General features: G+C 73.5%; 9 protein-coding genes. 7 read left to right on the top strand and 2 right to left on the bottom strand.

Annotated elements, in window-relative coordinates; translation table 11 throughout:
- The first annotated feature begins 29 nt into the window (after positions 1 to 29).
- The 4 genes from yajC (at position 30) to M3185_RS09080 (ending at position 5990) form a co-directional block, all read left to right on the top strand.
- A complete protein-coding gene (gene yajC / locus M3185_RS09095) occupies positions 30 to 491 on the top strand; it encodes a preprotein translocase subunit YajC (protein ID WP_251333351.1) in 462 nt (153 codons plus the stop codon).
- An 87-nt stretch (positions 492 to 578) separates the two neighbouring features.
- Entirely contained in the window at positions 579 to 2432 is a 1854-nt protein-coding gene (secD, locus tag M3185_RS09090) for a protein translocase subunit SecD (protein WP_251333350.1), read from the top strand.
- Positions 2432 to 3463, top strand: a complete 1032-nt coding sequence (gene secF, locus M3185_RS09085) for a protein translocase subunit SecF (RefSeq protein ID WP_251333349.1) — start codon at positions 2432 to 2434, stop codon at positions 3461 to 3463. The genes secD and secF overlap by 1 nt, the downstream gene beginning before the upstream one ends.
- Positions 3464 to 3593: 130 nt before the next feature.
- Positions 3594 to 5990 (top strand): RelA/SpoT family protein, encoded by a 2397-nt coding sequence (locus tag M3185_RS09080; RefSeq protein WP_374238486.1) that lies wholly within the window; start codon positions 3594 to 3596, stop codon positions 5988 to 5990.
- A gap of 46 nt (positions 5991 to 6036) precedes the next feature.
- Here M3185_RS09080 and M3185_RS09075 read toward each other — a convergent pair whose 3' ends face one another.
- Both M3185_RS09075 and M3185_RS09070 read right to left on the bottom strand, forming a co-directional pair.
- The gene (locus M3185_RS09075) at positions 6037 to 6633 is read right to left on the bottom strand and encodes a type IV toxin-antitoxin system AbiEi family antitoxin (RefSeq protein WP_251333348.1); all 597 of its coding nucleotides are present in this window, start codon (positions 6631 to 6633) and stop codon (positions 6037 to 6039) included.
- Between the two features lie 95 nt (positions 6634 to 6728).
- Positions 6729 to 8228 carry a DUF349 domain-containing protein gene (locus tag M3185_RS09070; protein WP_374238485.1) on the bottom strand — a complete coding sequence of 500 codons (1500 nt, stop codon included), beginning with the start codon at positions 8226 to 8228 and terminating at the stop codon, positions 6729 to 6731.
- Positions 8229 to 8469: 241 nt separating this feature from the next.
- On the opposite strand from M3185_RS09070, the gene hisS reads away from it, so the two are divergent.
- The 3 genes from hisS (at position 8470) to M3185_RS09055 (ending at position 12700) form a co-directional block, all read left to right on the top strand.
- Positions 8470 to 9834 (top strand): histidine--tRNA ligase, encoded by a 1365-nt coding sequence (hisS, locus tag M3185_RS09065; protein WP_251333347.1) that lies wholly within the window; start codon positions 8470 to 8472, stop codon positions 9832 to 9834.
- A gap of 287 nt (positions 9835 to 10121) precedes the next feature.
- Entirely contained in the window at positions 10122 to 11963 is a 1842-nt protein-coding gene (gene aspS / locus M3185_RS09060; protein ID WP_251333346.1) for an aspartate--tRNA ligase, read from the top strand.
- A gap of 89 nt (positions 11964 to 12052) precedes the next feature.
- The gene (locus M3185_RS09055) at positions 12053 to 12700 is read left to right on the top strand and encodes a maleylpyruvate isomerase N-terminal domain-containing protein (protein ID WP_251333345.1); all 648 of its coding nucleotides are present in this window, start codon (positions 12053 to 12055) and stop codon (positions 12698 to 12700) included.
- Positions 12701 to 12706: the final 6 nt, after the last annotated feature.

Below are 12706 nucleotides of genomic sequence, written 5' to 3'. Positions count from 1 at the left end.
AACACCTGCACCCGATCGAACGGAAGTCCGTGAGCCCGCACCTCCTCGTCCAGTCCCTCACCGCCCAGGCGGCCCAGCCCGCGGGCGGCGGCACCTCGTGGCTGCTGCCGCTGATGCTCGTGGCCATGGTGCTGCTGCTGTGGCTGCCCATGCGCCGGCAGAAGAAGGCCACGGCCCAGATGAAGGAGAAGCAGGCGAGCATGGCCCCCGGCACGGAGGTCATGACCAGCTTCGGCCTCTACGGCACCGTCCGGGCCATCGACCGGGACGAGAACAAGGCCGTCCTGGAGATCGCCCCCGGCACCTCCGTCACCGTCCACCTGCAGACCGTCACCACGGTCGTCGACGAGCAGCCCGCCACGGCGGCCGACGCCGAGCCGGCCGGCGACCTCGGGGCGCGCCCGGCGCCCGGTGAGGAACTGCCCGGGTCGACGTCCGCCGAGGTCCGCGACGAGGACACCCCGCGCGACCCCGGACAGCGCAGCGACTGACCCCCCTCGGGAGCACGGGCCGACCACTGGTCGGCCCGTTCCCATGAGCAGGCCCGGGGGACCGGGCCGTTGCCCGTAAGGAAGACCATGGCACTGACCACACGGAACACGTCCGGCGGCGCCGGACCCGACGCCCCCGACGGCTCCCGGCGCGCGGGCGCGCGGGCCGGCTCCAGCGCCCCCGCGGGCCCGGGGGTGCGGGCCGCCCTCTCCGGCGCCCGCCGCTCCCTGCTCGGGCTCCTCGTGCTCCTGGCCCTGCTGGCCGGGCTGCTCGCCTGGGGCGCCGGCACGGACCGCACCGGCTGGGGCCCGAAGCTCGCCCTCGACCTCGAGGGCGGCACCCAGATGATCCTCTCCCCGTCGCTGCGGGGCGACGACGAGGGCCGGGAGATCACCCCCGAGCAGCTCAGCCAGGCGGTCGAGATCATCCGCCAGCGCGTCGACGGGTCCGGGGTCTCCGAGGCGGAGATCTCCACCCAGTCCGGGGACAACATCGTCGTGTCCATGCCGGGCGTGCCCTCCGCCGAGACCCGGGAGCTGATCCAGTCGTCGGCGGAGATGAACTTCCGCCCCGTGCTCACGACCGCCGCCGCCGGGGCCGTGCCCGAGGACCAGCGCACGCCGAAGGACGAGCTGCCCGAGCCCACGGGCGAGCCCGCCGACTCCTCCGACCCCAACTGGATCACCCCCGAGCTCTACCGGCAGTTCGAGGCCACCGACTGCACCGCCACGGTGCCCCCCGAGGAGCGGGAGGCGCAGCCGGCCGACGAGCCGGTCGTCGCGTGCGAGCCCGACACCGGCACCAAGTACCTGCTCGGCCCCGTCGAGATCCAGGGCACCGGCATCCAGGACGCCTCCTACGGGACCGCGCAGAACTCCACGGGCGTGTCCCTGAACCAGTTCGCCGTGAACCTCCAGTTCGGCCCCGAGGCCACCGACCGGTTCCGGGTGCTGTCCGAGCGGCTCTACGGCATCGGGCAGACCACGCCCGGGGACCCGCGCAGCCAGTTCGCGATCCTGCTCGACGGCCAGGTGGTCTCCGCGCCGTCCATGAACGCCGTGATCTCCGACGGCAAGGCCGAGATCACGGGCAGCTTCACCGAGGAGCAGGCCAAGTTCCTCTCGGAGCAGCTCAAGTACGGTGCCCTGCCGGTGAGCTTCGGGATCCAGTCCGAGCAGCAGATCTCCGCGACGCTGGGCGCCGACCAGCTGCGGATGGGCATCGTCGCCGGGCTCATCGGCCTGGCCCTGGTGTGCGTCTACTCGCTGTTCCAGTACCGGCTGCTCGGCCTCGTGACCATCAGCTCCCTCGTGGTGGCCGGCGTGCTCACCTGGCTGGCGATCGCGCTGCTGGGCTGGTCCGCGAACTACCGGCTGTCCCTGGCGGGCGTCGCGGGCCTGATCGTGGCCATCGGCCAGACCGCCGACTCCTTCATCGTCTACTTCGAGCGCATCCGCGACGAGATCCGCGGCGGCCGCTCCATTCCCGCCGCGGTCGACCACGGCTGGCGGCGCGCCCGCCAGACGGTGCTCGCGTCCAAGGCCGTGAACCTGCTGGCCGCCGTGGTGCTCTACTTCGTGGCGGTCGGCAACGTCCGCGGCTTCGCCTTCACCCTGGGCCTGACCGCGCTCGCCGACCTGCTCGTGGTCTTCCTGTTCACCCACCCGGTCATGGTGCTGCTCGCCCGCACCCGCTACTTCGGCGGCGGCGGGAAGCACTCGGGGCTCAACCCCGAGGCCCTCGACGCCGTGCCCCTCTACCGGGGGGCCGGGCGGCTGCGGCAGCCCGGGGAGCACGACGGCCTGACCATCGCCGAGCGGCGCCGGCTCGCCGCCCGGGCCGCCGCCCCGGAGGAGCCCGCCGGTGACGCGCCGGCCGGCGCACCGGCCGGCGCCTCGGCGTCGTCCGCCCCCGCCCGCACCTCCGAGGAGAACGCCTGATGTCCCGGTTCGCAGATTTCGGCAACGCCCTGCACAGCGGGCGGAAGTCCTACCCCTTCGTGGCGAGGGCGCGGCTGTGGCTGGCGGTGGCCGCCGCCGCCGTGGTCCTCTCCCTGCTGGTGCCCGTGGTCAAGGGCGGGTTCAACCTCGGCATCGACTTCACGGGCGGGTCCGAGTTCACGGTCTCCTCGGTCGCGGACCCGGACGTGTCCGTGGGCGAGCGCGCCGTCGCGGAGTCCTCCGACGCCGCGGAGGTCGAGGTCACCAACATCGCCGCCGAGACGGTGCGCGTGCAGACGGAGCAGCTCGACGACGACGAGACGCTGGCGGTCAAGGACGCCCTCGTCACCGCCTACGGGGTGGGCGAGGACCAGGTGACGTCGACCTTCGTGGGCCCCACCTGGGGCGCCGGGGTCACCCGCCAGGCCCTGTGGGGCCTGGTGGTCTTCGTGGTCCTGGCCACGGCGCTGATGGCCCTGTACTTCCGCACCTGGAAGATGTCGGTCTCCGCGATCGCCGGGATGCTCGCCACCGTGGCCATCACCGCGGGCGTCTACTCGCTCGTGGGCTTCGAGGTGACGCCCTCGGCGGTGATCGGCTTCCTCACGGTGCTCAGCTACTCCCTCTACGACTCCGTGGTGGTCTTCGACAAGGTCCGGGAGAACACCGAGGGCCTGCTCGACGGCACGGCCCCGCCCGAGCGCGCCGGGCGCGGCTTCTCCGACCAGGTGAACCTCGCCGTCAACCAGACCCTGGTCCGCTCGATCAACACGTCGGTCGTGGGCATCCTGCCGGTGGGCTCCATCCTGTTCATCGGGTGGCTGGTCCTCGGCGCGGGCACCCTCAAGGACCTGTCCCTGTCCCTGTTCGTGGGCATCGTCGCGGGCACCGTGGCCACCCTGTTCGTCGCCGCCCCGCTGTACGCGCTGCTGCGCCGCGGGGAGCCGGCCGTGCGGGAGCAGGAGGCCGGTGCGGGCGACCCGCGGCAGGTCCCGGCGGAGCGTGCCGCCGTGGCCGCCGCGGCGGACTAGAATGTAGCTCACCGTAGGGCGGGCCGCGCAGGAGCGCCCGCCGCACAGCAGCACCACACGTCACTCGACGCCCGGGGCGGCGGCCGCACGGCCGCCGCCCCGCGCGCATACCGGGAAGGGAGCCACGGTCATGAGCCCGACCGACGACGGCACCACCCCCGCAGGCCCGGGGGCCGCCCCCATGCCGCCGCGGCGCTCCGACATGGCCGGCACGCACTACGTCCTGCCCGCCTCGCGCTCGATGGTGGGGCGCGCGGTGTTCCCGGGCCGCAGCGACCGCACCCGGTCCTCCCTGTCCTACCTCTCCGGCCGGCCCATGGACCACTCCCCGATCCTGGAGCCGCTGCTGCACACCGTGCGCGCCACCCACCCCGAGGAGGACCTCGAGGTCCTGGAGCGGGCGTTCAAGGTGGCCGAGAAGTGCCACGAGGGGCAGAAGCGCAAGAGCGGCGACCCCTACATCACCCACCCCGTGGCCGTGACCACGATCCTCGCCGAGCTCGGCATGACGGGGGCGACCCTCGTGGCCGCCCTGCTGCACGACACCGTCGAGGACACCGACTACACCCTCGAGCAGCTGCGCGCGCAGTTCGGGGACGAGGTCGCCGCGCTCGTCGACGGCGTGACCAAGCTCGACAAGGTCCAGTACGGGGACGCCGCGCAGGCCGAGACGGTGCGCAAGATGATCGTGGCGATGGCCAAGGACATCCGCGTGCTCGTCATCAAGCTCGCCGACCGCCTGCACAACGCCCGCACCTGGCGCTTCGTGCCCCCGGCGTCGTCCGCGAAGAAGGCCCGCGAGACCCTCGAGATCTTCGCCCCGCTGGCCCACCGGCTCGGCATGAACACCATCAAGTGGGAGCTCGAGGACCTCGCCTTCGCGGCGCTCTACCCCAAGGTCTACGAGGAGATCGTCCGCATGGTGGGGGAGCGCCAGCCCCAGCGCGAGCGGTCGCTGGCCAAGATCCGGGAGCGGATCGCGGAGGACCTCGCCGAGGCGGGGATCGAGGCGACCATCACGGGCCGGCCCAAGCACTACTACTCGATCTACCAGAAGATGATCGTGCGCGGGAAGGACTTCGACGAGATCCACGACCTGCAGGCGGTCCGGGTGCTCGTGAACACGGTGCGGGAGTGCTACGCGGCGCTGGGCGCCCTGCACGCGCGGTGGCGGCCCCTGCCGGGGCGGTTCAAGGACTACATCGCCATGCCGAAGTTCAACATGTACCAGTCCCTGCACACCACGGTGATCGGCCCGGACGGCCGGCCCGTGGAGATCCAGATCCGCACCCACGAGATGCACCGCCGCGCCGAGTACGGCGTGGCTGCGCACTGGAAGTACAAGGACCAGGTCAACCAGGCGAACTCCGCCACGCCCAAGGCGCAGGAGGGCGACCTGAACTGGCTGCGCTCGCTCGTGTCCTGGCAGGAGGAGACGCAGGACTCCTCCGAGTTCCTGGACTCCCTGCGCTACCAGATCAACACGTCCGAGGTGTACGTCTTCACGCCCAAGGGCGAGGTGATGGCCCTGCCCGCGGGCTCGACGCCCGTGGACTTCGCCTACGCCGTGCACACCGAGGTGGGCCACAAGACCATCGGCGCGCGCGTCAACGGCAAGCTCGTGCCCCTGTCCTCGGAGCTGCAGCACGGGGACTGGGTCGAGGTCCTCACGTCCAAGTCCGAGCACGCCGGCCCGTCGCAGGACTGGCTGAAGTTCGTGCGCTCCCCGCGCGCGCGCAACAAGATCCGCCAGTGGTTCTCCAAGGAGCGCCGCGAGGAGGCCATCGAGAAGGGCAAGGACGCGCTCACCCGGGCGCTGCGCAAGCACCACCTGCCCCTGCAGCGCACCCTCACCCAGGAGTCGCTGCTCGCGGTGGCCCAGGACTTCCACCGCTCCGACATCAGCTCCCTCTACGAGGCGATCGGCTCGGACGTGGTCAGCGCCCAGGACGTCGTCGAGAAGATCGTGGGCAGCCTCGGCGGGGCCGACGGCGCGGAGGAGGACTTCGCCGAGACGACCATCGCCACGCAGCCGATCCGCCCGCGCGTGTCCGACTCCGGGGTGGTCGTCAAGGGCGCCTCCGACGTCTACGTCAAGCTCGCCCGCTGCTGCACCCCGGTCCCGCCCGACGAGATCATGGGCTTCGTCACCCGCGGCACCGGGATCTCGGTGCACCGCCGCGACTGCGTGAACATGCAGGCGCTGACCTCCACGGAGCGGATCGTGGAGGTCGAGTGGGCGCCCACCCAGTCCAGCGTCTTCCTGGTGGAGATCCAGGTGGAGGCCCTCGACCGCAAGTCCCTGCTCTCGGACGTGACGCGCGTGCTCTCCGAGAACCACGTCAACATCCTCTCGGCCTCCGTGCACACCTCGAAGTCCCGCCTGGCGATCTCCCGGTTCGCGTTCGAGATGGGCGACCCGCGCTACCTGGACCACGTGCTCAACCAGGTCCGCCGGATCGACGGGGTCTACGACGTCTACCGCACCACGGGCCACCGTCCCGTCTCGGAGCCGGCCGGGCGCTGAGCCGCCCGGCCGCGGGACCTCCGGGCCCCGGACCGGCCGGCGCCGCTCACGGCACGGGCCGGCCGATCGCCCGGCCCGCCCGGCGGACCCGCACGAGCGCGGCCCGGCGCCCCGGCATCCGTCCGTAGCTCTCGAGGGCGGTGTGCACCAGGGCGGGCGGGCAGTGCAGGTGCGGGGCGTGCATCAGCTTCTCGAGCGCGGCGGTGCCCTCCCGCCCCGGCACGTGCAGCGCCAGGTCCACCGCGGTGCGCAGCGGGGTGGTGACGTGCACGGGCCCGGCCTCGTGCACGTCGTAGCCGCCCAGCGTGACCTGGTGCAGCGTGAGCCCCTCCGGCACGGGGGACATGGTGGTGCGCCGCAGCTTGTCCAGCAGCAGCGGCAGGGTGGTCGGCGCCCGGGCGCAGTCGTAGAACCACGCGGCGGAGAGCCGGCCGAGCACCCCGCGGCGCAGCAGGTGCGGGGGCAGCTGCGCCTCCAGCGCCGCGACCTTCAGCGCCCGGGTCACCGGCCGCCCGCGCAGCACGTGGGCCTCCAGCACCACGGGCACGAGCACGCCGTCGGCGACGAGCGCGGAGAGCTCGACCCGGGGGAAGGGCCGGCCGGGCAGGAGCAGGGCGTCGGGGTGCCAGGGCGGGGCGTCCATGGGCCCAGCCTGGTGCCGCACCCCGGCACGCGGAAGGCCCCGCGGGCGCGCTGTGGACAGCGGGCCCGCGAGGCCGTGCGCAGGGGCTCCGGGTCCTAGTGCAGGTCGGCGGCGGAGCGGCGCAGCGTCTCGAGCCACTGCCGGCTCGTGGTGAGCTCGGCCTCGAGCTTGGCGGCCCGCTTGGTGTCCCCGGTGGCCCGGGCCCTGGCGAGCGCGGCCTCCTGGTCCTCGATCTTCACCTCGAGCTGGGTGAGCATCGAGTTGGAGCGGGCCTTCGTCTCCGGGTTGGAGCGCTGCCACTTCTCGTCCTCGACCTTGCGCACGGCGTCCTCCACGGCGCGCATCTCGGCCTCGACCCGGCGCATGTGGGCGCGGGGGACCTTGCCCGCCTGCTCCCACCGGTCCAGGATGTCCCCGAGCGCGCGCTTGGCGGCCTTGAGGTCCGTGACGGGCAGCAGCGCTCTGGCCTCGGCGAGCAGCTGCTCCTTGACGGCGAGGTTGCCCTCGAACTCCTGGTCGATCCGGTCGTTGTCGGCCTTGCGGGCCTCGAAGAAGCGGTCCTGGGCGGCGCGGAAGCGGGCCCACAGGGCGTCGTCGTCCTTCTTGGACGCGCGCTTGGCCTGCTTCCAGCGGTCCATGAGCCGGCGGTACTCCGCGGCCGTGGTGCCCCAGTCCGTGGAGGTCGACAGGGCCTCCGCCTCGGCGATCAGGGCCTCCTTGGCCTTCTTCGCCTCGGCGTTGTCGGCGTCGAGCTGGGAGAAGAAGGCGCGCCGGTGCTTGTCGAAGGTGGTGCGCGCGGTGCGGAAGCGCTTCCACAGGGCGTCCTCGGCAGAGCGGCCCAGGCGCACGCCGGACTTCTGGTGGGCCTTCCACTGCTCGAACAGCTCGGCCATCCGGGCCGAGGCCTGCTTCCACTGGGTGCGCTGCGGGTCCTGGGCGGCGATCTTCTCGGCCTCCGCCACGATGGCCTCGCGCGCGGCCACGTTCTGGGCGCGCTGGGCCTCGTGGGCGGCCCGCTCCGCGGCCTCCAGCTCGCGGATCGCGGGGCGCAGGGCCTCGAGCCGGGCCTCCAGGGCCCTGATGTCGCCGAGCAGGGTGCGCTGGGCGACCTGCTCCGCGAGGTGGTCGACCGTCTTGAGCATGTCCGACGACGGGGCGCCCGCGGCCACGCGCTGCTCGAGCAGCGCCGCCTGCGCCTCGACGTCCTCGAACTTCCGCGCGAAGTAGCCCAGGGCCTCGTCCTCGGTGGCGTCCGGGAACTGCCCGCACAGCGCCTCCTCGCCGTCCACCACGACGTAGACGTGCCCGTCCTCGGTGACCCGGCCGAAGGGCCGGGCCCGCTCCAGGGTCTCCGGGGAGGCCAGGGCCGGGGCGGGAGCCGCCGCGGGGGCCGGTGCCGTGGCGGCCGGTGCCGTGGCGGCGGGGGCCGGTGCCGCAGGCGCTGCCGGGGCGGCAGGACCGGGTGCCGCGGCCGCCGGGGTGGGCGCTGCCGGGGCCGGTGCCGCAGGGGCGGGCACGGCAGGCTTCGGCACGGGCCCCGGGGCGGGGACGGGGCGGGGCGTGGGCTGGTCGTCGGATTCGAGACGTTCGGTCACCGCTGAAACTCTTTCGCTCTCGCCGGACGGGGGCCGGAGCGTGCACCCGGCGTCGTCGCCCGGCTTCGGACAGTCGTCTGCCCCATAGTACCGAGGACCGTGCCGGGGAGGTCCCACGGGCCGGAGCTTGGGGCCGGGCGGCGGTGCTCTCTAGGATGAGTCCGGACCCGCGGCCCCTGCCGTCCCGTCGTCCGACCGTTGTCGCCCCGTCCCCCCCGTCCCACCCGAGGAGCACGTCCCCATGGCCCGCAAGACCTCCCTGTCCGGTTTCCCCGAATGGCTTCCGGAGGAGCGTCTGGTCGAGCTGCACGTGCTCGACGTGCTGCGCGAGACCTTCGAGCTGCACGGCTTCTCCTCGATCGAGACCCGCGCCGTCGAGACCGTCGGCCAGCTGCTGCGCAAGGGCGAGATCGACAAGGAGGTCTACGCCGTCTCGCGCCTCCAGGAGGACGAGGACGCCGGCTCCCCCAAGGGTGAGGAGCAGCTCGCCCTCCACTTCGACCTCACCGTCCCCTTCGCCCGGTACGTCGTCGAGAACAGCGGCTTCCTCACGTTCCCGTTCCGCCGCTACCAGGTGCAGAAGGTCTGGCGCGGCGAGCGCCCCCAGGAGGGCCGGGCCCGGGAGTTCACCCAGGCGGACATCGACGTGGTCGGCGACGGCACGCTGCCGTTCCGCTACGACGTGGAGCTCGCGCTCGTGATGATCGACGCCCTCGCGAAGCTGCCCGTCCCGCCGTTCAGGCTGCGGATCAACAACCGCAAGCTCGCCGAGGGCTTCTACCGCGGCATCGGCCTCGAGGACACCGCCGGGGTGCTGCGCAACATCGACAAGCTCGAGAAGATCGGCCCGGAGCGGGTCGCCGAGGCGCTGCGCGAGGAGGTCGGTGCCACCGCCGCGCAGGCCGAGGCCGCGCTGCGGCTCGCCTCCATCCGCACCGAGGACACCTCCTTCGTGGAGCAGGTCCGCGCGCTCGGGGTGAGCGACGAGCTGCTCGAGGAGGGCCTGGCGGAGCTCGCCGAGGTGGTGGGCGAGGCCGCCCGCCGCGCCCCGGGCAAGGTCGTGGCCGACCTGTCGATCGCCCGCGGCCTGGACTACTACACCGGGACCGTCTACGAGACCGTGCTGGTGGGCCACGAGCAGCTGGGCTCCATCTGCTCCGGCGGGCGCTACGAGTCGCTGGCCTCCGCCGGCAAGAGGAGCTACCCGGGCGTGGGCCTGTCGATCGGGGTGACCCGCCTCGTCTCGCGGATGCTCTCCCAGGGGATGGCCGAGCCCTCGCGCAAGGTGCCCACCGCGGTGCTGGTCTCGCTGGTGGACGAGCAGTCGTGGGCCCAGGCCCAGGACGCGGCCGAGCAGCTGCGCGCCCGCGGGATCGCCTGCGAGGTCTCGGCGACCGCGGCGAAGTTCGGCAAGCAGATCAAGTACGCCGAGCGCCGCGGCATCCCGTACGTGTGGTTCACCTCCCGCGGCGAGGACGGGAGCCTGACCCACGAGGTCAAGGACATCCGCTCGGGAGAGCAGGTCCCCGCCGACCTCGCCGCCTGGACCCCGCCGGCCGAGGACCTGCGCCCGGTCGTGCGGGCCGTCGTGCCGGTCGAGGCCTGAGCCGAGCCCCCACTCCCTTCCGCCGAGCCCCGCTCCTTTCCGCCGAGTCCCCACCTCTGCCCCATCTCCCCACGTTCGATCCCGGGGGAATGCGCCCGGGATGGGGGCTCGGCGCGGTGCCGGGGCGGGGCCCCGGGAGCCCGGCGCTCCGGTGGGGCCGTCCTGGGGCCCGAGAGGCGGGCTGTAAACTCGTGCCCGAACGAGAGTAGGGGCACCGGGCGAACCCCGGGCGAACGTGCGATCCGCGCGGCCCCGTCCGGACCTCCCGAACAACGAAGGGTTTTTGAGTGCTGCGCACACACAACCTCGGCGAGCTGCGCGCCGAGCACATCGGAGAGACCGTCACGCTGGCCGGCTGGGTCGGCCGCCGCCGCGACCACGGCGGGGTGGCGTTCCTGGATCTGCGCGACGCGTCCGGGATCGCCCAGATCGTGGTGCGCGACGAGGCGGACTTCCACCACCTGCGCAACGAGTACGTCCTGCAGGTGACCGGCACCGTGGAGCGCCGGCCCGAGGGCAACGAGAACCCGGCCCTCGCCACCGGCGAGGTCGAGGTCATGGCCGAGACCGTGACCGTGCTCAACACCGCCGCGCCGCTGCCGTTCCAGATCGACGCCCACGTGGAGGTCGGCGAGGAGACCCGCCTGCGCCACCGCTACCTGGACCTGCGCCGGCCCGGGCCCGCCCGCATCCTGCGGCTGCGCTCCGAGGCCAACCGCGTGGCCCGCGAGCTGCTCCACGGCGACGACTTCCTCGAGGTCGAGACCCCCACGCTGACCCGCTCCACCCCCGAGGGCGCCCGCGACTTCCTGGTGCCGGCCCGCCTCGCGCCCGGCTCCTGGTACGCCCTGCCCCAGTCCCCGCAGCTGTTCAAGCAGCTGCTGCAGGTCGGCGGCGTCGAGAAGTACTTCCAGATCGCCCGCTGCTACCGCGACGAGGACTTCCGCGCCGACCGCCAGCCGGAGTTCACCCAGCTCGACATCGAGGCCTCCTTCGTGGAGCAGGACGACGTCATCGCCCTGGGCGAGCGCATCGTCGCCGCCCTGTGGCGGCTCATCGGCGTGGAGATCCCCACCCCGATCCGCCGGATGACCTACGCCGAGGCCATGGCGAAGTACGGCTCCGACAAGCCGGACCTGCGCTTCGGCCTGGAGCTCACCGAGCTCACCGAGTACTTCAAGGACACCACCTTCCGCGTGTTCAAGGCCCCCTACGTGGGCGCGGTCGTCATGCCCGGCGGGGCCTCCCAGCCGCGCCGCACGCTCGACGCCTGGCAGGAGTGGGCCAAGCAGCGCGGCGCCAAGGGCCTCGCCTACGTGCTCGTCGGCGAGGACGGCGCCCTCTCCGGGCCCGTCGCCAAGAACCTGACCGACGCGGAGCGCGACGGCCTCGCCGCCGCCACCGGCGCCCAGCCCGGCGACTGCATCTTCTTCGGCGCCGGCGAGAGGAAGTCCACCCGCGCCCTGCTCGGGGCCGCGCGCGTGGAGATCGGCCACCGCACCGGGCTGATAGACGAGGGCGAGTGGGCGTTCGTGTGGGTCGTCGACGCGCCGATGTTCGAGCCGGCGGCCGAGGCCGTCGAGTCCGGGGACGTCGCCGTCGGCGCCGGGGCCTGGACCGCCGTGCACCACGCGTTCACCTCGCCCAAGCCCGAGTTCCTGGACACCTTCGACCAGGACCCCGAGTCCGCCCTGGCCTACGCCTACGACATCGTCTGCAACGGCCACGAGATCGGCGGCGGCTCCATCCGCATCCACCAGCAGGACGTGCAGCGGCGCGTCTTCGAGGTCATGGGCATCGGCGAGGCCGAGGCCGACGAGAAGTTCGGCTTCCTGCTGGAGGGCTTCAAGTACGGCGCGCCCCCGCACGGCGGCATCGCCTTCGGCTGGGACCGCGTCGTCGCCCTCCTCGCCGGGGCCGACTCCATCCGCGAGGTCATCGCCTTCCCGAAGACCGGCAACGGCTACGACCCGCTCACCGCCGCCCCGGCGCCCATCACGGCGCAGCAGCGCAAGGAGGCCGGGGTGGACGCCCGGCCCGAGCCCAAGGTCAAGCAGGTCGACGGCCCGAAGGGCGAGCAGGCCGCAACCGGGAGCAACACGGAGGCCGCGGCGGCCGCCGCGCAGTAGGCTTCGGTCACTCCTGCGGGCCGGACCCCGTCCTCGCGGACGGGGCCCGGCCCGCGCCGTACCGCCTGCCGCTCCGCCGAGGGGGACCCATGGACCGCGACCCCGCCGCCGCCCGCACGGCCTTCCTCGAGGCCGGGGTGTTCTTCGCCCGCCTCGTCGACGAGATCGAGCAGCTCGCCGAGCGCTCCGACGACGACGTGTGGGCCCGGCCAGGTCTCGGCGCCTGGGACGTCCGGGCGCTGGTGGGGCACACCCACCGCGCCCTCGTCACGCTCGCCGCCTACCTCGGCGAGCCCGCGGACGTCGCGGCCTGCACGAGCATCGGGCAGTACTACGTGCTCTCCGGCGGGGCCACGGGCCCGCAGGAGGTCGCCGCGCGCGGCGTGGCCGCGGGGCGGGCGCTCGGGGACGAGCCGGCGTCCGTGGTGCGCGGCGCGCTCGAGGACGCCCGCGAGGCGCTGGCCCGGGTGCCGGTGGGGGAGGACCCGCTGATCCGCACCGTCGTCGGCGGCACGCGGCTGAGCGCCTACCTGCCGACCCGCACCTTCGAGCTCGCCGTGCACGGGCTCGACATCACCGCGGCCTGCGGGCTGGAGCGCACCCCGCCCGGCCACGTGCTGGCCGACGCCGCCCTGACCCTCGTGGAGATCGCCGCCGAGCGCGGGCACGTGCCCGCGGTGCTGCAGGCCCTCACGGGCCGCCGGTCCCTGCCGCGGGGGTTCAGCGTGCTCGACTGAGCGGAC

The organism is Kocuria rosea (assembly GCF_023715525.1).
Taxonomy (GTDB): domain Bacteria; phylum Actinomycetota; class Actinomycetes; order Actinomycetales; family Micrococcaceae; genus Kocuria; species Kocuria rosea_A.
Note: the sequence above shows the minus strand (reverse complement) of the source record. Positions and strands in the feature narration are given on the sequence as shown.